Origin of the sequence: Mesorhizobium sp. M0293, assembly GCF_040321735.1 — a bacterium.
Classification (GTDB): Bacteria; Pseudomonadota; Alphaproteobacteria; order Rhizobiales; family Rhizobiaceae; genus Mesorhizobium.
The window spans coordinates 1-20,002 of the sequence record NZ_JAMYSA010000050.1 but is presented as its reverse complement, the minus strand read 5'-3'; the positions used below and the strand labels follow the sequence as shown (position 1 = coordinate 20,002).

Genomic DNA, 20,002 nt, shown 5'->3' with positions numbered 1-20,002 from the left:
CGGGCGGGTTCATGGACCGCGCGGCTATGTCATTTCCGCCTGTCGTCAGAACTTGATACCGAGATCGACCTTGGCGCCCTGGTCGACACCGCCGCCGCCGAACTGGCCGGAGTAGGACAGTCCGAGCGTCGCATTGGCCGACATGTTGAGGTCGAGACCGGCCTCGATGACCGCTGCATCCCTGGCGATCGGCACGCCGGCAATGGTGAAGGCGTCGCCGCCGGCGAAGGCGAGCGTCGACAGCGGCGTTGTGTCACCAAAGGCGTGGCGCCAGCCGAGCATGCCGCGCGCGGTGGCGTTCATGCCGCCAAGCGCAAAATCGGTCGAGCCGCGCAGGCCTAGCGTGGTGAAGGTGGCATCGGTGGTTGAACCGGCACTGGTCAGCGCGGCATCGCCACCTGTCTCGGTGAAGCCGTCGGTGTGTACGCTGACATAGGCGAGATTGGCGAAGGGTTCGAGCTTGAAGCGCCCGGCATCGGCCTTGTAGGCGAGTTCGCCGAACATCTGCGCGGTGCCGGCATCGTAGTCGGCCGACAGCGCGTCGGCAAAACCGTCGAAGGCGACCGAGCGTTTCGTCGAAAAACTGCTCCAGCTGTAGGTGGCGCCGGTGCGGAAGGCGATGGCGCCCCAATTGGTGCCACCATAGAGACCGAGATGATAGTTGTCGCTCTTGCCCGATGAATTGCGAGCATCGGTATCGAAAGACGAATGGCTGTAGCCGCCGAGCAGACCGATACGCCAGCCGCCCGCCAGCGTGTCGGCGCCGGCCAGCAGGCCGCCGGTCGAGCGGTCGAAGGCGGCGGCGTTGCCGTCGCTATCGGTATTGCCCCATGAGCCGAAGGCCTGGCCCCAGACGGCGAAACGGTCGGTGTCGGCGGCGACCATTTCCGGGCCGCCCTCGCCATAGGCCATGACGGGCAGGGCAGCAGTGCTGCCGGCATCGCCGAAGGCGGCGCTAATGCGGTTGGTGGCGGCGTCGCGGACGAAGCGGCTGTCTTCCAGCAACGTGCCCTTGGCCGAGGCATGGATCTCGCCGGAGAGCTGGTCGAAGGCGTCTTGAGCGGCGGCTTCGCTCGGCAAAGCAAAGATAGCATCAAACAGCGGATTGGCATTGCCAAGGCTTTCGGCGCCGGTGCCGGTGGCGATCTGGTTGGGCGTCAGGCCGACCTGTGCGAAGGACTTTGCCTGCACCGCGTCGAGATAGACATGCGTCGGATCGTAACTGGCAGAGAGTCCGGTGAACGGGCCTAGCCCGCTGATCGTATAGGTGCCGGTAACGCCCATGTCGGCCTGCAGCACCGTGTAATGTGTGCCCGCCACGTAAGGTGCGGCGTCCGTCTTGATCACGTCAAGGACCGCGCCGGCGGCGATCGTCGCCGTGCCCGTCGCGTGGATGAGATCGGACTGGCCGGTCGAGTTCAGTTCGACCTGGTAGATTGAGCCCGCCGCCTGGTCGAGATTGCCCGCGACATTGAGCGTGCCGATCGAATTGCCCGGCGCGATGATGCCGCCCGACTGCGCCACGATGCCGCCCACCGTGCCGTTGCCGCCCAGCGTGCCACCCGTGATCGTCACCAGCGAGTTGGCCAGCGAACCGTTCACCGCCAGCCGTCCGCCACTCACATTGGTGGTGCCGGTGAAGCCGCCCGAATCGGCGGTCAGGTTGGTGTTGCCGGCGATCTGGTTGATCGTCCCCAGGCCGCTGATGGTGGCGCCGAAGGCGTAGTTTGCCTCGGTATGATTGAAATTGAGCGCGCCGGTGCCGGCGCCGAACTGCAACGCGGCCGGATCGAAGATGCCGGCGCCCGTCGCCGCGGAGCCTGCCGCGCCGCCGATGTTGAGATTGCCGGTCGAGCCGGCCTGACTGGCGATCATGGTAAGGCCGTCCACCACAACTTTGCCGCCGTTCGAGAGCGTCACCGAAGCCGTACCGCCAAAACCGATCAGCAGGTCGCCATGCATCTCCCACAGCGAATCCGTGCCGTTGATCGTTGCCTGGGCCGTGGCATCGGCACCCATCGCCATGTAGGCGAAGCCGCCGGAGGCTACGCCGCTATTGGTGACGGCAAGAGTGCCGCTTCCTTGATCGCCAAGGTACAGGCCGTTCTTGTTGGTCCATTTCGAACCCACCCCGTCGACGGCAACTGCACCAGCGGCTGTCGTCGCCCCGCCGACAACGACGGCATCGGCATCTGCTGAACCGCCGTTGGTGATGGAAAGTGTCGCGTGACCGCCAGCGCCCACGGCAAGAACGTCATCGGTGCTCCAGGAGGATCCCGGCCCGTCCACCGTCGCGGTCGCCGTTGCGGTATCGACTTCGCCGAGGCTCGCGGCTTGGTTGGTGAGCTTGCCGCCGTTCACGATGTGCAGTGCACCGGTGCCCTGGTAGCCGACGAACAGGTCGTCACTGCTGACCGCGCCGCCGTTCGAGATCGTCAGCGTGCCCGTGCTGAGACCGCCGACGTAGAGATTCCCGCTGTTTGTCCACTTCGATCCCGCACCGTCGACCGCCACCATGCCGGTCGAGCCCGCAGAGTTGCCGACATAGCCCCAGGCATTGCTGACCGCGCCGCCGTTGGTGATCGACAGAGTGCCGGTGCCGAAGTCGCCGATAGCCAGGTTGGAACTGTTGGTCCAGGTCGAGCCGGCACCGTCGACGAAGACCATGCCGGTCGAGCCCGCCTTCGCACCAACAGTTGCCCAACTGTTGCTGACAGCGCCGCCTTGGGTGATCTGCAGAGCGCCCTTGCCGAAATCGCCGACGATCAGCGATCCGCTGTTTGTCCAAGTCGAGTCGGCGACGATCACGATGCCGGTCGAGCCCGCGGACTTGCCGACATAGGCCCTGTCATTGCTGACAGCGCCACCGTCGCTGATCGCCAGAGTGCCGGTGCCGAAATCGCCGACAGCCAGGTTGGAACTGTTGGTCCAGGTCGAGCCGGCATTTTCGATGAACACGGTGCCGGTCGAGCCGGCATTCGCGCCAATAGCCCCCCCGCTGGAGCTGACGCCGCCGCCGTGGCTGATCGCCAGAGTGCCGGTGCCGAAATCGCCGACACTCAGCGATCCGCTGTTTGTCCAGGTCGAGTTGTCGACGAACACCTTGCCGATCGAACCCGCCAAGGCGCCAACATAACCCGAAGCATTGCTGACCTTTCCGCTGCTCGAGATCATCAACGTGCCTGTCCCGTCGAGGCCGACGGACAAATTCCCGCTGTTGGTCCAGGTCGAACCTGCGCCGCCGACAAACACCATGCCGGTCGAGCCCGCCGATTTGCCAACATAGGCCGCGTCGTTGCTGACTGCGCCGCCGTTGATGATCGCCAGCTCGCCGTCGCCATCATGGCCGACATAGAGCGCTCCATTGTTTGTCCAGGTCGCATCATCGATCGTCACCGAGCCGGTCGAACCTGAATATAGGCCAAGATAGGCGCTGTCGCTGATGACCTTGCCGCCGTTGGAAACCGTTACCGCGCCAACGCCGGAACTGCCGACCGTGAGCCTATCAGTGTTAAGCCACGTCGAGCCGGCGCCATCGATATTTACGACGCCTTGAGCGTTGCTGCCGCCGGCAACAATACCCACAACATCCGTCACGACACCGCCATTGAGGATATCGAGCGTAGCCAGCCCGAAACTACCAACCACCAGACTGCTGCTGCTGGTCCACGAGGAACCCGCATTCACGGTGACGTCAGAAGTCGAGTTATCCCCCCAGGATAAGAATGCTCGGCCGCTCGTCAACGTACCGTTCGAAATGACAAGGCTGCCGCCCGAAAGGTAAATATCGTCCGCAAAAGCGCTGCCAGCGTTGATAGCAGTCGGATTCGGTGTCGTTTTGCTGATATATACAATATCGGCCGCCGTCGGCACCGACCCAGCGCTCCAGTTTCCGGCGGTAAACCAATCCGTGGAGGTGGTGCCGTTCCAGATATCGGCGGCGGTGGCGGTGATCGGCTGGCCAAGACCGACCAGCGCCGTCGACGTCAGCGCCAGATACTTCAACGCCTTCGCCTTGCGGCATCCAAATATATTCTGCAGCATTCAATCCCCTGACATGGCAGTCATTTCACCCTGGGGCCGACATGTCACCGGAGCCCGGTTGTTGTCTTGGGCAGGACCGCACCGGAATTGGACTGGAGCGCGGTGCCCTAATTTTTTCGTCTACTGTGGCAGTTTGGCGCCATCGATCGCCGCTGGATCACGGCTTTCGAAAAGGGGGAATCGGAAATCGTTTGTCCGAGTTCCGGCCATCTCTCGATCTACCTCGCGCTCGTTGGCGTGTAGCCGAAGCGGCGGCGAAAGCAGCGGTTGAAATACGACACATCGCTGAAGCCACTCATCATGGCGATTTCGCTGACGCGCATCTCGCCATTCTGTCTCTGCGAAAGCATTTTGTGGGCCGTCTGCAGGCGCAGTTCGAGAACGCGCTCGGAGAAGCTGATACCCGACTCCTGCAAAAGATCGTGGACATAGCGCGCCGACAGGCCGAGTTCTTGCGCTACGCCTTGCGCCGAGATGCCGGGGCTGGCGAAATTGTCCGCGATCTTCGCCAGGACCGCTTGCAGCCTGGCCGCGCGCAATCCGCGCAAGCCGGCCAGTTCGGCAACCTCACCCTTGGCGCCTGTCACCAGGCCGATCAGATCGACGATCGTTTCCGTCGCGTGCGCTATCAGATCGGGCGAGACGAGAGGGCGGCCGGTTTCAAGAAGTTGGCAATACCGCTTGAGAAGATCGAGAGCTTCGTTCTCGGCGCTGATCTTCATCGCCAGCCTGTCATCGATCTGCGGGAAGGCCTGTGTCAGGACAGCGCGCGGGACCACCACGTTTGTCCACACATTGCTGTCGGCGCCGGCCATTTTCAGCGCCTCCGATGCCGTGACCAGCACCGCTTCTCCCTGCCCGACACCATAGTCGCGGCCGGCCTGGGCGCCGGTCAACAGCGAGTCGGATTTGTTGATCAGCAGGAGATAACCGTCGTTGCCGTCATCGGCGATATTGCTGGCCTTCCTCGTTGCATGCTTGATCGTTCCGGACATCTGGCCAAGAACCAGTGATCCGACAGCCGTGGCTTCGATCGCGGCTTCGAAAGGGAGCTTTTCCGATATGCCGTATTCGACCGACCAAATCTGCGCGACATGGATGTCTTGCCAGAGGGAAAATCGATCGCGATCATTGAGATGCGATGGCAGTTGAGCCGATGAAAACACCGTCTTTCGTGACAATGGAACACCCCGATAACCCGCAACTTCGAAGAATATCGAACGAAATGTTTTCTAATCCAGGACGGTTAAGCATTTGGCGTTCAACCGATCGTATTAGACCCATAACTGAGTATAACCACGCGTGGCATCACCCGAAAGTATGACGCGGCAAGATCCTTCGGGGTGAGACCGGCCTCTTGCAACGAGACAACGAACCGCTGCCCGTCATCCAAGGAGGTGGGCACGCCAGGAATAGGAGGCATGGTGGAGAGGCTAAGCGGCGAAGTTCTTTCTTCGATCATCGGCGATATCTATGATTGCGTTTTGAATCCGGACGGCTGGGCCGGGGTAATGACCCGGATCACGGAGGCCGTCGACGCGGCCTATACCACCGTCGCGCTTGCCAGCACTGCCGGAAATCATGGCCGCTTCGCGGCCCAATCGCCCTGGGATCCCGTGCAGATGCGCGTGCTTCAGGAGGATTATGACTTCGACGCAATTCCCGGGCTGAAGGCCGCGGTTGTCGGCGACATCGATACGCCCGTTGCGACGCTGTCGCATATGAGCGAAGCCGACCTCCAGCAGACGCCATTTTTCCAGAATTGGGCCAAGCCGCAGGGATTGCGCGAAGCCTGCATCACCAAATTCGTCCATACGCCGGACCGTATCGGGCTCATGGGCTGCACGACGCGGGCCGACAGAGGAATCATATCAGCTGAAGAACAGCGCTTCCTGGCATTGCTCTCGCCGCACCTGCGCCGTGCGTCCTTGATTGGAGATCTGCTCGATCAGGCCCGCGTGACCGCCAACCTTTATCGCCAGGTGCTCGATCATCTCGCCGTGCCTGTCGTTCTTACCGGCGCCAACGGGGCAATCCTGCATGCCAATGGGGCGGCCGAACGGATGTTTTCGCTGCAAGGTCCCATTTTTTCCAGGAACGGCCTGCTCCAGGTGCAGAATTCGGCGGTGGCCCGCGCCCTGCTGGATGCAATCGCCAGTGCCGCGAGCGCGGATGCCTCGCTTGGCTCCCGCGGTATAGGCCTGCCTATTTCGGCCCCGGGTCAGCCGCCCGCCGTCGCCTATATATTGCCGCTGACCGAAGGAACCGCTCGCGCGGCTTTTCGGCCCGCATGTGCCGCCGTCTTCGTTTCGACCACGACGTCTTCTTCTCCACTCCCGGAAGCCGTTCTCGCCACTCTTTTCGATCTTACGCCCGCGGAGGCGCGGGTCCTGCTGCGCATCGGCAGCGGATTGTCCGCGTCGAAGAGCGCGCTGGCGCTCGGTATCGGCGAAAACACCTTGAAGACCCACCTCAACCGTATCTTCGCCAAAACCGGCACGAGACGCCAAGCCGATCTCGTCAAACTCGTTTCGGATATAGGCACGCCGCTGGCAGCTCAGTGAAGAGCGCTGATATCGGCGAGTCTCCGGACTTTGCCCTTCACATGTATTCTGAAGGTGCGGCAAGGATATTGTGCCTGCACGGGACAGTGCGCTTCTCTGCCTGCCGGCCAATCACTTTGGCAGCCCTCAGCCCCGCCACGGCGGCTCCGGCGCGAAGCGCTTGCCGATCCAGTCGGCGAAGGCGCGGGTCTTGGCGGCTTGTCCCTTGGTTGAGGGCGTGACGACATAAATCGCGCCTTCGTCGGCCAGCGTCCAGTCCTCCAGGATTGGCACCAGCCGTCCGTCGGCGAGTTCGCGGCCGACCAACCAGTCGGTGCTCATCATCAGGCCGACGCCTTGCACGGCGGCCTCGACCAGCACCTCGGCATCATCGGTGACCAACGGCCCGGATACTTCGACGCGAATGCTTCGGCCCTCGCCGTCGGTCATCTCCCAGGCGGGAAAGGTCTGGAAACCGCTGAAGCCCAGGCAGGAATGTTCAAGCAGCGCCTGCGGTGTCTCCGGTCTGCCCCTTCGGGCGAGATAGGAAGGAGCGGCGCAGAGCAGTCGCCGCCGCGTCGCCACCTTGCGCGCCACCAGACGCGAATCCTCCAGCGCGCCGAGCCGCACGGCGACGTCGAAATTCTCGGCGACCAGATCGGCGAAACGGTTGGAGAATTCGGCTTCGATGCGGACATCGGGAAATTCGGCAAGGAATTGAGGCAGCAGCGGCCCGATCCACATGCGCCCGAACGTGCCGGGCAGCGCCAGCCTGAGCAGACCGCGCGGGCCGCCGCCGGCATGCGCCGACGCGGCAGCCTCGGCCTCGTCCACGGAGGCGAGGATGGCGCGCACCCGCACCAAGAATTCGGCGCCCGCTTCGGTCAGCGACACGCTGCGCGTCGTGCGATGGAGCAGCCTGACGCCCAGCCGCTCCTCCAGCGATTGCAGGCGCCGCGACAAGATGGTCGCGTCGCGCCCGACACGCGCCGCCGCCCTGGTGAAGGAACGCGCCTCGGCAATGGCCGCGAAGGCCGCCATTTCGGCAAGGGTCATCGGCTCGTGAGATTGCTGCATAAATCACAGTACTGAAATGTAAAAAGCAAGGATTATCCAGACATATCGCACCAGATAGCTTCACTCAACCCATCAATCGTCCCACCGGAGTGAAACCATGAAAGCCATCGAACTGAGCCAACCCAGGCTGGACGCCTTCCGCGCCGCCACCATTGCCACCCCCGAACCGCAGCGCGGCGAGGTGCTGATCCGCCAGCGTGCGGCGAGCCTCAACTTTGTCGATGTCGCGGTGGCGAGCGGCAATTATCCCGGACCGAGCTTTCCGCTCGTCCCTGTCGCCGACGGCGCCGGCGAGATCGCCGCGCTGGGCGAGGGGGTTACGGGATTCGCCGTCGGCGATCGCGTCGTCGTCCATGCCAAGCCGCGCTGGATCGGTGGCCGGCCGCGGCCTTACGAGATGACGCAGATGCGCGGCGTTTCGCTGCCGGGGTCGCTGGCCGAATATGTCGCGCTGCCGGCCAATTCGGTCGTGCCGATGCCGGCACATCTCTCCTTCGAGGCGGCGTCGACGCTGCCGATCGCCGGCACCACCGCCTGGAACGCCATCCGTGCCGCCGATGTCGGGCCGGGCTCGGTCGTCGTGCTGCTCGGCACCGGCGGCGTCTCGATTTTCACCTTGCAGCTTGCGAAAGCCGCCGGCGCCACCGTCGTCATCACCTCGTCGTCGGACGAGAAGCTGGAGCGGGCGAAGGCATTGGGCGCCGATCATCTCATCAACTATCGCGCCACGCCCGACTGGGACGGCAAGGTGCTGGAACTGACCGGCGGCCTCGGCGCCGACCTTGTCGTCGAAACCGGCGGCACCGCCACCTTCGCCCGCGCCGTCAACGCCACCGCGCCTGGCGGCACGCTGTTCACCATCGGCTTCGTCACCGGCGCCGAGGCCACCATCAACCTGCTGCCGATCATCATCAAGGCATTGAAGGTGGTCGGCAACAACACCGGATCGGTGTCCGACCTTCGCGACGCCGCCCGCGCCATCGGTGCAGCCAGGATCGAGCCGGTCGTCGACAAGGTGTTTTCGCAGAACGAAGCGGTCGAAGCCTACACACACATGGCCGCCGGCGGCCTGCACTTCGGCAAGCTGGTGTTCGGGTTGGAGTAGTAGGGAAGCGGATAATCTCCCCCCTCGAGGGGGAGATGTCGCCGAAGGCGACAGAGGGGGTCGTCTCGCGTGAAGCGCCAACCTGATCTGCTGCATTGGGCCGAGCCCAGTCGAACCGACCCTCTCTGGCCTGCCGGCCATCTCCCCCTCAAGGGCAGGGGAATCGCAGATAAGTTGATTTGCTCTTGCCAAGTAGGAAAAGAGGGATTCTTGAGAGGCTTTCTCGTTACAGAGGAGGCCGCAGTGCCGTTGGTTATGTCTATCTTGCGAGAGGTTCGCGATCCGCGTGATATTAATGCGCGGCATAATCTTGCGGAGCTTCTGTTCCTGGCGCTTGCAGCGACGCTGTGCGGTGCCAAAAGCTGTGTGGACATTGCTGAATTCGTGGAGGGACGGGAAGACGACCTGAAAGAGATCGTCGAGCTGAAGCATGGATGTCCAAGCCACGACACCTTCAGCCGGGTGTTTCGGCTTCTTGATCCGCAGGAATTGTCGAACGCGCTGAGTGCCTTCATGTCGGCGTTGCGGCGCCAACTTGGACTTGGCTCGCCGCGTGGCGTGGTGGCTATCGACGGCAAGGCGCTCAGGCGCGGCTATGAGAAGGGGCATGCCTTCATGCCGCCGCTGATGGTCAGCGCCTGGGATGCCGAGACCAGGCTGACGATTGCGGCAACGCGGGCGCCGGCCTCCGACGAGGTCGGAGCGACGCTGGCGTTGCTGAAGAGCTTGGATCTTAAGGGCTGCACGGTCACCGCCGACGCCCTGCATTGCCGCCCCGACACGGCTCAAGCGCTGATTGCGCAGAAGGCACATTACGCCTTCGGGCTGAAGGCCAATCGTGGCCGTCTGTTTGCCGCGGCTGAGAAAAGCTTTGCCGCGGCAGGCGAGATCGCCTGCTTCGAAACGCGCGACACTGCTCACGGTCGCACCGAAGTGCGCCGAGCCAGCATCTTGCCGCTTGCCAAACTCAAGGACCTGCCTGTGTTCCCAGGCCTCAAGGCCATCGGTCGCATCGAAGCCCTGCGCACGGCCGACAATAAAACGGCCGCGTCGGTCCGCTACATCGCGCTCTCCAAGCTGCTCACGCCCAGGAAATTGGCCGAGACCGTGCGTGCCCACTGGACGATCGAAAACCAGTTGCACTGGAGCCTCGATGTTGTCTTCCATGAAGATGACGCCCGCACCCGAAAGGACAACGCGCCACAAAATCTGGCTGTCATCCGAAGGCTCGCGCAAAACATCTTGGCTGCCCATCCGCTCGACAAACCAATTGCCAGCAAGATGCGAAGGGCAAACTGGAGCAAAGATTTCTTCTATGACCTCTTTACTCATATGCGATAGCCCTGCCCTCAAGGGGGGAGATCACGCTCTCACCCTCAGATCAGCTTCTCCAGCGTGATCGGCAAATCCCGAACCCGTTTGCCCGTCGCATGAAACACCGCGTTGGCGATCGCGGGGGCGACGCCAACAATCGCCAGTTCACCCACACCCTTGCCGCCGAGCACCGAGGAGTGCAGGTCGGGGATGCCGACCGAGATCACCTCGATGTCGGGAATGTCGGCATTGGTCGGCACCAGGTAATCGGCGAGGTTGTTGTTGACGATGCGGCCATGGCGGCGGTCGACGATGCCTTCTTCGAGCAGCGCCTGACCGATGCCCATGATGATGCCGCCCTTCCACTGGCTTTCGGCGAGCTTCGGGTTGTAGAGCCGACCCGAATCCAGCGCCGACACCACGCGCGACACCCGCACCGTGCCGAAATCCTCGTCGACGCGCACCTCGATGAAATGCGCGCACCAGGAGTGGCGGGAATAGTCGCCCTCGGTGTGCGGCAGCGCCATGGCGATGGTGGTGTAGTTCTTGTAGCGATCCTCCGGCGTCGAGTTGGCCGGCATGGTGTCGCCGGTGGCTTCGATATGGTCGCGGCCGACGCTTTTGAGCAGCTCGGCGATCGAGACATCGGGGCCGTCGCCGCGCGGCGAGGCGATGCGGCCGTTGGCGACGACCAAAGTGTTCGCCTGCAGCGCATGGAAGGGCGAGCGCGTATCGCTGATCGCCAGCCCGACCAGTTGGTCTAGCGCCGAGGTCGCCGCCTTGTAGACAGCGCCAGTCATCACACCGGCCAGCCGCGAACCGCCGGCAACACCGGCGCGGGGGAAGCGCGAGTCGCCCAGTTTCACCACGACATTGTCGGCCGGCACGCCGACCGTTTCGGCGGCGGTCTGCACCAAGATGGTGTACGTGCCCTGGCCCATGTCGATCGAGGAGCTTTCGACCTCGACCGAGCCGTCGGCCAGGATGCGCACGATCGCCTCGCCATAGGCGCGCCGCACCGGATAGGTGCCCGCCGCAACGCCCCAGCCGATCAGCTGGTTGCCGTCGCGCATCGAGCGCGGCTCGGGCGTGCGCCTGGACCAGCCAAAGCGCTCCGCGCCGGTGGCAAAAGCCTCGCGCAACTGCCTGGTCGACCAGGCTTTTTTCGCTTCCGGATCCTGCTCGGCATAGTTTCTCAGCCGGATTTCCAGCGGATCGATGCCGACCTCGTAGGCGAGTTCGTCGATGGCGCTCTCGATGCCGAAGGCCGAGGGGTTTTCGCCCGGCGCGCGCATGGGGCCAGGCACTACAGAATTGACCCGCACGACATTCTGCTTCGACGAGAAATTCGGCGTCGCGTACATGATCGAGGTGACCGACCCGAGCGGCTCGACCCACATGCCGTCGATGGATGTTTCATTGACGCCGCGATGCACGATCGACTGGATTTTTCCTTGCCGGTCGGCGCCGATCGTCACCGTCTGGCGCGTCGCGGCGCGGCCGCCATAACCGGTGAAGGTCTGCGGCCGCGTCATCACCAGCCGCACCGGCCGGCCGAGCATTTTTGCGGCACATGCCGCCACCGCGCCATGGCTGAGCGCCAGCGCCTTGGAGCCGAAGCCGCCGCCAATATAGGGCGAGACCAGCCGCACATTCTCGAACGGCACGCCGAACCATTCGGCATAGGTGCGGGCCATGCCGTCCAGCCACTGACTCGGCTCCCAAACGGTGAGCTGATCGCCCTCCCAGCGGGCGATCAGGCCATGCGGCTCCATCGGCGCCTGGTATTCGCGCGGCGTGTTGTAGGCGGCGCAGATGCGCACTGGGGCCGAGGCGAAAGCGGCTTGCGCGTCGCCCCATTCCTTGGTCATGGCGTCGATCGGGATGCCGTCGCCGGCCTTGGCGTCGCTAAGGTCGACGATGGCGGGCGTCTCGTCATAGCTGACCTTGATGAGGGTTGCCGCGGCGACCGCCTGCTCGAAGGTTTCGGCGACGACAGCGGCGACATGCTGGCCCGAAAAGGTGATGTCGCGCGCCAGCGGGCAATAGGGCTTGTCGGGCGGCGGCGTCCCGAACCAGTCCGAGGCGGTCCTCAGGCTGAGGATGGTGTCAGGCGTCAGCACTTGCAGCACGCCGGATGCCGCCTGCGCCTCCGCGGTGTCGATCGAGCGCACCTTGCCCGATGCAATCGTGCTTTCGACCAGCACGGCATAGGCGAGGCCTTCGAGCTGTTGCTCGACGGCGTATTTGGCGGCACCGGTGATCTTAGCCGGGCCGTCGACGCGCGACAGCCGGCCGCCGACGGCTTGCGCCAGCGCGCCGTCGGATGCATCACCATGTCTGATGTTGTGAACGGTCATGCCGTCTCTCCCATTGTGAGGATGGCGCGCGCGACAACGCGCGGCGCCAGTTCAATCTTGTAATGGTTGGCGCCATGGTCGACGGCGCCTTCGATCGCGAGCAGGCTGGCAGCGCGGACAGCATCTCGTTCCAGCACCTTGCCCTTCAGCGCGTCCTCCACGGCTCGCGCCCGCCAGGGTTTGGTCGCGACGCCGCCAAGCGCGACGCGCAGGTCACGGACGGTGTGCCCATCGGCCTCGAACTCGATGCCGACGGCGGCACTCGCCGCGGCAAACTCATAGGACTGCCGATCGCGGATCTTCAGATAGGTCGAACGCCGGGCAGCGGCCGAGCCGGGGATCTCGATGGCGGTGATTATCTCGCCTGGTTCGATCGCGTGTTCCCTGTCCGGCGTTGTGCCGGGCAGCAGGAAAAAATCGTCCGCCGGGACTTGGCGATCGCCGAGATGCACGATCGCATCGAAGGCGACCAGCGCCACTGCAAGGTCACCCGGATACATGGCGATGCAGGCTTCGCTGGTGCCGAGTACCGCATGGCCCCGTGTGACACCGCCGATGGCCGAACAGCCGCTGCCGGGTTCCCGCTTGTTGCAGGCGGGGAAATTCGCCGGGTCGCGGAAGTAAGGGCAACGCGTGCGCTGCATCAGATTGCCGCCGATGGTCGCCATGTTGCGGATCTGTGCGGAAGCCGCCTGCCAGAGGGCTTCCGAGACGGCGGGGAATCGGCTCTTGATGCCGTTGTGGTCGGCGACGTGGCTCATCTTGGCGAGCGCGCCGATGGTGGCGCCGCGCTCGTTCAGCTCGATGCCGTTCAGCCCCTTGAGATGGGTGATGTCGACCAGCGTCTCGGGCTTGGCGACGCCGCATTTGGCAAGGTCGATAAGCGTGGTGCCGCCCGCGAACAGCATGGCACCGGGCAGGGCGGCCGCCTGTCTTGCCGCATCGACCGAGCCGGCGCGCAGGTAGGAAAAATCCCTCATGATGCGACCTCCAATGCAGCCTGGCGAACGGCGGCGACGATATGCGGATAAGCGCCGCAGCGGCAGAGATTGCCGGCCATGTATTCGCGAATCTCGTCATCGGAGCCGGCATGGCCCTCGCGGATGCAAGCCACCGCAGACATGATCTGGCCGGGCGTGCAATAGCCGCACTGGAAGGCATCCTGTTCGAGGAAGGCAGCCTGCACGGGATGCGGTTCGCCCTCCCGTGCAAGCCCCTCTATGGTGGTGACGGTGCGGCCCTCGACTTGCGCCGCCAAGGTCAGGCAGGCCAGCACGCGCTCGCCATCGACATGCACGGTGCAGGCACCGCACTGGCCGTGGTCGCAGCCCTTCTTGGTGCCGGTCAGGCCGAGACGATCGCGCAAGGCGTCGAGCAGCGTGACGCGCGGCTCAAGTTGCAGTTCGTGATGGTGGTCATTGATATCGAGATGGACGGGGATTGTGGTTTTGGTCATGGGCGTCTGGCTCCAGTTGCTTGACGCGGATAGGAAGGAATGGGCAGGCGATGGCTAATTTCCCCCCTTGAGGGGGAGATGCCCGGCAGGGCAGAGGGGGTCGGTCCGACCGGGTGCAACCTCCTGCGGCGAATGAAGGTTAGCGCTCTATGTGAGGCGACCCCCTCTGTCGCCTTCGGCGACATCTCCCCCTCGAGGGGGGAGATAACGCTCTTCGCGGCCTTCGCCAGTCTCCAGTGACCTTGCGGCTTCGAAAGACGTGACATACCGGTTCCCCTGATTATATGATAAAGGTGCTCCACTAAAGCGGAGGTGCCTCCGTTTATTACGTGGGGGCTGACCCGGATGGGTTCAAGCCCCATATTTCGGCAGTGGAGAAAAAATTGGCCGTGGAGCCGTCCGTCATCGTTGAAAAGAAGGCCGAAGGCTCGGAGGCAAAGCCGCTGCGTGCCGATGCGCAGCGCAATCGCGACCGGCTGGTCGAGGTGGCGGCATCCGTCTTTGCGGAGCGCGGTATCGATGCCTCGCTGGAAGAGATCGCGCGCCAGGCCGGCGTTGGCATCGGCACGCTCTACCGACATTTTCCGACGCGCGAGCATCTCGTCGAAGTGGTCTACCGGCGCGAGGTGGAGGCGCTGTGTGCGGCCGCCGGCGAGCTTGCCGAAAAACACCAATCCGATGTCGCGCTGGAACAGTGGATGCAGCGCTTCGTCGATTATATCGCCACCAAGCGCGGCCTGGCGACCAGCCTGCGCATCCTGCTCAACACCAATTCGAGGCTGTTCTCCGACACGTCCGGCCGGGTTTCGCAGGCCCTGCGGCGACTGGTCGAGAGGGCGGTGGCCGACGGCACCATCCGTGGCGACGTCGACGCGTCCGATGTGCTGCACGCACTGTCCGGCATCTACTCGGCGCCGGACACGCCGGAGTGGCGCGACCGTTCGCGCCGGCTGGTCAAGCTGTTGATGGACGGATTGCGGTTTGGGGCTGTAAAGGGACGGTGAGGGCGGCGGATTGCGGCCGCGCACAACCAGACCTGTCCATGATTTGAGGGGCATCCGATGTATGTAGGCCGTTCCTACAAGGTGATAGATTTCGCGCTCTGGTCGCGCCGCAGTGTCATTTACATGGTGGTGGTGAGCGGACTGGCTGTCGCTGCCTACCGTCTGCCGGGCATTGCCGGCTTCTCGGTGCCATGGTCGGTGGTGCTCGTGCTCGGCACCACCGTGTCACTCGTTGCCGGGTTCAAGAATTCGCAGGTGTTCACCCGCAGCAGTGACGCGCTGCAGGCCTTTACGCAAATTACGGCCAGCAGCCGGTTGTGGTCCAATTTCTGCAGAGACTTCATCGATGCACCGACGGCGAAACAACTCATCTACCGCCATATCGCCTGGATGACCGCACTGCGGTTCTCTCTGCGCCGGCCGATGCCGTGGGAATCTATGGCGCGAGCCGCCAATGTCGAATACCGACGGCGCTACCGCATCCATGAGGATGCGAGTTCGGTCGCCGACGAGCTGCGTCCGCTGTTGGCCGAACAGGCCGAGGACGTGCTGAAGTCACCTCAGCCGGCGATAGCCCTGTTGGAAATGCAGTCGGTCCAGGTCAATGCGTTGTTCAAGGACGCAAAAATCCCTCCGCAGATCTATGTCGAACTTATCAAGCTGATCCGCGATTTCCATGATCAGCAGGCGCGCTGCGATCGTATCAAGAACAATCCCTATCCAAGGCAATACGCCATCGTCAGTTCCATGTTCGTCATGATCTTCTGCACCCTGCTGCCGTTCGGCGTCGTTCCGGTCTTTGCCGACATGGGCAAACTGGGCGGCATGCTCGGCCCGATCGCGATCTGGCTGACGATCCCGTTCAGCACGCTCCTGGGCTGGGCCTATATGTCGCTCGACCAGGTCGGCGAAAGCAGCGCCAATCCGTTCGAGGGCAACGCCAACGACGTTCCGATCTCGCAGATCTGCCGCGACATCGAGATCGAGTTGCGCAGCGGGCTTGGGGAGGTTGATCTTCCCAAGCCCTGGCTGCCGGTCAATGATATCGCGACCTGAAGCACTTCGTTGCGGCAATCTGTGTGATGCCCGACACCTGCATTAGGCTGTTACCGGGCAAGCAAACAGGAGCCGTCACGAAGCGTCCGCTCCTTTGACGGAAAAAAATTGAAGCACGCCCGGCAGCCCGCTCGCTTCCATCTCGCCATGCTCTTCAAATGTCAGTCCGGAGCCGACCACGAGATCGCGTACCGTGCGCGACGCGATGATCTCGCCCGACCGCGCGTGGTCGAGCAGCCGTGATGACAGTTCGATCGCAATGCCGGTGAAATCCTTGCCGCGCTCCTCGCATTCGCCGATATGGACTGCCGAGCGCACATCGAGACCGGATTGCCTCAGGCGACGGCGGATCGCCATCGCGCACTGGATCGACCGCGTTGGCCGCTGGAACGGCAAGAAATCCGTTTGCGGAGCGCTTGATCTGCCTGCCTTCGGCAACGAGCAGTTCGCTGTGGATCTCGTCGGCGTATCGTTCGATCAGATCGACGCCAGTCCCGGAATCCCCTATCTCAAGGGACAGCACCGACACAAGCACCCGTTCGCCGGGCGCGGTCGGCAAGGCGCCGGTGACGAAAGCCTGGATCTCGTCGATGAGGCGATCGGAATTCTCGCCCCAGATCACATGATCCCGACCGGCAAGCTCAACGTATCTGGCGCCTTCGATATGCGTTGCCAGGTAGCGTCCTTCTTCCGGCTTCACCCAGCGGTCGCCGGTCGTCTGCACGATCAGCGTCGGAACATGGATGGCAGGCAGAATGTCGCGAACATCGATTTCGGTGCCCCAGCGCCAGAGCGCGATCGCGTCGGCCGGCGAGGCTGAATTCCTGAGGTAGGCAGCGAACCATTCTCTCTCGAACGTGTCGTTCATCAGGCTGGGCGCCGCGTTGCTCATATCCGCCGGCTCCCCCCACTCTCTCTCGACGAGCGCCAAATCTTCTTCGATCTGCTCGCTCGTCTTCGCCCACGGGTAATCCTTCGACCATCTGCCGCTGGCATAGGCTCCGTTAAGCACGAGTGCCGCCATGCGCTCGGGATAGGTTGCCGCGAACAGCATGCCCATGGGGCCGCCCTCGGAACTGCCAAACAGGACCGTGCGTTTCGAACCGACTGCGTCCAGCACTGCCCGCACGTCCTCCATCCGCTCTTCCAGCGTCGGCAGGCCTACATTGCGGTCGGACAGCCCGGTGCCGCGCTTGTCCATGCGGATCAGGCGCGAAAAGCTGCCGAGCCGCTGCAATACATGCGAAAGCCGCGGCGAGGCCCAGGAAAGGTCGAGGTTGGAGACCCATCCCGGCACATAGATCAGGTCGATTGGACCATCGCCAGTCACCTGATAGGCAATGTTGATCCCCGCCGATTTGACGTAGTGGGTCGAGGGTCTAAGGGCCTCGCCGAACGCCGGCTGCTCGCCGGTTCGAGTTGGTGACGGCTGCGATGTTGGGGGATGCGACACTGAGGCGGCCGTGCGGGAGACGGCTTGTGGCGTCATGCGGCGCGTCCGCAACTCTTCATGCAGATGTCGGGTTTCCGGCTCCGGTTGCAGCTTGAGTTCGCGCTGCAGTGCATCGCGGCAATGGTCATATTGCTTGAGCGCGAGATTTAGCCGGCCCTGGGCCGCGTAGGCGCGCATCAGGGCGCGGTGGATGTCTTCCCTCAAAGGCTCGATAGCCAGCAGGCGCGTTGCCGCTCGCGCGCATGATGCAGCATCGTTTATGACGCCGTAGTGTGCGACGAGCTTGTCCAGCGCCGTGACGGCCATCGCCCTCAGGCGCTCGCGCTCGATCCTCAGCCAATCCTCGAACGGCTCCTTCTTCAGGCCGAAGCCGTCGAGCAGTTCACCGCGATAGGCAAGAAGCGCCTGTTCCAGCTCTTCAGGCGCGGAGCCGGCGGCGAGCGCCTCGAACCGCGCGACGTCAAAATCGAGGCCATCGAGATGGAGGGCAATGTTGTCGCCGTCCGTCAGGAAGCGTCCGCCGCCGGAAGCGTGCATGGCCTTTCTGACGGTCGACACCGCCTGCCTGAGGCTCATCCGCGCTTGGGTCTCGCCATTGACGCCCCAAAGCAGGTTGGCGAGCTTCTCGCGCGACTGCGAATGCCCGGATTGCAGCGCGAGATAGGCCACCATCGCACGCGCCTTGCGGCTGAAAGCCGGCACCGCGGACCCGACACCGGCAAGGTCGAAGCCGCCCAGGAGATGAAGATGAGGCCCAGTCATTGGATTTCGCCCCCATGGCTCGGCAACAATTCTTTCGCGTAGCAACCTCTATTTCAACAGCGATCTGGCCCGAGCCCTGTTTTTCACGATTCCATCACCCTGGCTTCACCACTTCCATCACGACCAAGGGCGACAGTTCTTCGACAGGATCAGCCAAGGAGGATGCCGTGCTGCCCCCGAAAACAGTCGAATGGCCCCTCTGGCATGACTATCCCTGGCGGAATGAACATGGGCCCTGGCGGAATGAACATGGGCCCTGGCGGAATGAACATGGGCAGGACGACCCTGTGCCACAGCGCCACAATATCGAACTTGCGCGTTATGTTGAAAAACAACGGGCCTGCCGGGAGCCCGACCTCTCCGGTTTCGGCCTGGCGGAAACTGTGGGGTGGCTGTGGTCGACGGCGCAGCGGATCGCAAGCAACCGCCACGTCCTTCCAGGGTGGACAGCGCGGCGACGGGGCGCGTGATCGTCGCTCGCCGAGGCAATTCCGTGAGCACGACAGCTCGCAGCGGCCGGCATCGTTACAAATCGCGCACACCCTGGAGCGAACGAAATGATTAGCCTTTCGCTTCGACCAGGATCACCAGCGACTCCGGCGCTACGCCATCATGGGCCATCGCATCGGCTGCTGCCTTACTCTGCATCAAAGCGGCCATCTTATCCATGTCCGGAACGTCCATCATCACGGCCACTTGTTTCGGGTTCTGCGGATCGACGAACGTGCGGATATTGGTGATCCCAAGCGAGCCGAAAAGCTCCTTGCGCTTGGGTGAACTGAGCCAGTGCTTGCTGTCTTTCGTGATGTTGTGATGGCCGATAACGGTTGGCATGGCGTCCTCCCTGGTTTTACGCAATTCTCAAGGGAAAGCGCTATGCGCTTTTTCCGGGAATTGCTTCAGGTGACGTCGGCGGTCGATATCGCCCGCCTGATGCTGCGATCCACCTGTGCCAGGCAGTGAGCGCCGTTTCTCTTTGACTGTCAATTAGCTTCTGCTGATGGATAGTGGGTGTCCTGTTGTCCCGTCGTCGGAGCTGCTGGCGCCTCAAACTTCGAGGCACACCTTGCCAAAATGCTTCCGGGATTCGTAGTGCGCGAAGGCGGCGGCGATGCTGGTCCGCCTGGCTGCCGATGGAGATCCCGCTGCCCGCCGCCTCTCAGCCTGACGAGGCTCCGACCTATGGGATGTCTAAAATTGGGGCGGCGCGCTGGACCTATCGGACCTGCCGGCCGGAAATCACCCGCAACCATGGCGCCAGATGGAAGGCGCTCATCAGGAGATACATCGCGGCCATACCGGTGAGTGGCGAGGAACCCATGCACAGCATGGCCGCATCGCCGCTGAAGATGCAGGTAAGCAGCGCCATGACGGCGAAGGTCGGGGCTGCGGCAAGGCATAGCCAATCGGCGATGCTGAGGGTGGACGCATTGATGTTTTCGGGGATCGCTTCGCTGGTGGCTGTATGGATATCGAGCATGGTCCTTATCCTTTAATTGTGATGCCAGCGCTGGGGCGTCGCATGTGGTGGGCGCGCGCGACCTTCCAGGATTTGGGTTCCTCGCCCCAGCCAAAGGCGGGGGAGAGGTGGGCGCGCCGCGGCCCGCGCGGGGGGGTGGTTGGGGGGGCGCCGCACCGCCGGGGGGGGGGGGCGGCCCCCCCCCCCCCCCCCCCCCGGGCGCGGGGGGGGGGGGGGGGGGGGGGGGGGGGGGGGGGGGGGGGGCGGGGGGGGGGGGGCGCGGGGGGGGGGGGGGGCGCGGCGGGGGGGGGGGGGGGCGGGGGGGGGGGGGGGGGGGCGGGGGGGGGGGGGGGCGGGGGGGGGGGGGGG

General features: G+C 63.7%; 15 protein-coding genes. 5 read left to right on the top strand and 10 right to left on the bottom strand.

Annotation, left to right across the window (positions count from 1 at the left end):
• Positions 1–45: 45 nt before the first annotated feature.
• Together NKJ06_RS19590 and NKJ06_RS19585 are read right to left on the bottom strand one after the other, a co-directional pair.
• Complete coding sequence (locus NKJ06_RS19590; protein ID WP_352635237.1) at positions 46–4,044, bottom strand: autotransporter domain-containing protein; 3,999 nt, start codon at positions 4,042–4,044, stop codon at positions 46–48.
• 218 nt (positions 4,045–4,262) lie between these two features.
• Positions 4,263–5,225: an AraC family transcriptional regulator gene (locus NKJ06_RS19585; RefSeq protein ID WP_352635235.1), complete on the bottom strand. Its 963-nt coding sequence runs from the start codon at positions 5,223–5,225 to the stop codon at positions 4,263–4,265.
• A 240-nt stretch (positions 5,226–5,465) separates the two neighbouring features.
• Here NKJ06_RS19585 and NKJ06_RS19580 point away from each other — a divergent pair, with 240 nt between their 5' ends.
• Positions 5,466–6,608: a helix-turn-helix transcriptional regulator gene (locus tag NKJ06_RS19580; RefSeq protein WP_352635233.1), complete on the top strand. Its 1,143-nt coding sequence runs from the start codon at positions 5,466–5,468 to the stop codon at positions 6,606–6,608.
• Between the two features lie 126 nt (positions 6,609–6,734).
• Here the strand turns inward: NKJ06_RS19580 and NKJ06_RS19575 are convergent, their stop codons facing one another.
• Positions 6,735–7,664: a LysR family transcriptional regulator gene (locus tag NKJ06_RS19575; RefSeq protein WP_352635231.1), complete on the bottom strand. Its 930-nt coding sequence runs from the start codon at positions 7,662–7,664 to the stop codon at positions 6,735–6,737.
• Positions 7,665–7,761: 97 nt separating this feature from the next.
• Between NKJ06_RS19575 and NKJ06_RS19570 the strand changes: the two genes are divergently transcribed.
• Positions 7,762–8,769: a zinc-dependent alcohol dehydrogenase family protein gene (locus tag NKJ06_RS19570; RefSeq protein WP_352635229.1), complete on the top strand. Its 1,008-nt coding sequence runs from the start codon at positions 7,762–7,764 to the stop codon at positions 8,767–8,769.
• Between the two features lie 69 nt (positions 8,770–8,838).
• A complete protein-coding gene (locus NKJ06_RS19565) occupies positions 8,839–10,110 on the top strand; it encodes an ISAs1 family transposase (protein ID WP_352810427.1) in 1,272 nt (423 codons plus the stop codon).
• A 35-nt stretch (positions 10,111–10,145) separates the two neighbouring features.
• Here NKJ06_RS19565 and NKJ06_RS19560 read toward each other — a convergent pair whose 3' ends face one another.
• Genes NKJ06_RS19560 through NKJ06_RS19550 form a run of 3 tightly spaced genes read right to left on the bottom strand, consistent with a single transcriptional unit; the run spans position 10,146 to position 13,899 of the window.
• Positions 10,146–12,443: a xanthine dehydrogenase family protein molybdopterin-binding subunit gene (locus tag NKJ06_RS19560; RefSeq protein ID WP_352635895.1), complete on the bottom strand. Its 2,298-nt coding sequence runs from the start codon at positions 12,441–12,443 to the stop codon at positions 10,146–10,148.
• The gene (locus tag NKJ06_RS19555) at positions 12,440–13,423 is read right to left on the bottom strand and encodes an FAD binding domain-containing protein (RefSeq protein ID WP_352635896.1); all 984 of its coding nucleotides are present in this window, start codon (positions 13,421–13,423) and stop codon (positions 12,440–12,442) included. The genes NKJ06_RS19560 and NKJ06_RS19555 overlap by 4 nt, the downstream gene beginning before the upstream one ends.
• Positions 13,420–13,899, bottom strand: a complete 480-nt coding sequence (locus NKJ06_RS19550) for a (2Fe-2S)-binding protein (RefSeq protein ID WP_352635898.1) — start codon at positions 13,897–13,899, stop codon at positions 13,420–13,422. The genes NKJ06_RS19555 and NKJ06_RS19550 overlap by 4 nt, the downstream gene beginning before the upstream one ends.
• Positions 13,900–14,282: 383 nt before the next feature.
• On the opposite strand from NKJ06_RS19550, the gene NKJ06_RS19545 reads away from it, so the two are divergent.
• Entirely contained in the window at positions 14,283–14,903 is a 621-nt protein-coding gene (locus tag NKJ06_RS19545; protein ID WP_352635900.1) for a TetR/AcrR family transcriptional regulator, read from the top strand.
• Positions 14,904–14,960: 57 nt separating this feature from the next.
• Positions 14,961–15,959, top strand: a complete 999-nt coding sequence (locus NKJ06_RS19540; RefSeq protein WP_352635902.1) for a bestrophin family protein — start codon at positions 14,961–14,963, stop codon at positions 15,957–15,959.
• Between the two features lie 154 nt (positions 15,960–16,113).
• Here NKJ06_RS19540 and NKJ06_RS19535 read toward each other — a convergent pair whose 3' ends face one another.
• The 4 genes from NKJ06_RS19535 to NKJ06_RS19520 all read right to left on the bottom strand — a co-directional run.
• Positions 16,114–18,174, bottom strand: a complete 2,061-nt coding sequence (locus tag NKJ06_RS19535; protein ID WP_352810426.1) for a bifunctional AfsR/SARP family transcriptional regulator/alpha/beta hydrolase — start codon at positions 18,172–18,174, stop codon at positions 16,114–16,116.
• Between the two features lie 561 nt (positions 18,175–18,735).
• Positions 18,736–19,008: a hypothetical protein gene (locus NKJ06_RS19530; protein ID WP_352635905.1), complete on the bottom strand. Its 273-nt coding sequence runs from the start codon at positions 19,006–19,008 to the stop codon at positions 18,736–18,738.
• A 382-nt stretch (positions 19,009–19,390) separates the two neighbouring features.
• Positions 19,391–19,654 carry a hypothetical protein gene (locus tag NKJ06_RS19525; RefSeq protein ID WP_352635907.1) on the bottom strand — a complete coding sequence of 88 codons (264 nt, stop codon included), beginning with the start codon at positions 19,652–19,654 and terminating at the stop codon, positions 19,391–19,393.
• 5 nt (positions 19,655–19,659) lie between these two features.
• The coding region (locus NKJ06_RS19520) for a hypothetical protein (RefSeq protein ID WP_352810425.1) at positions 19,660–20,002 on the bottom strand (343 nt) is incomplete at its 5' end.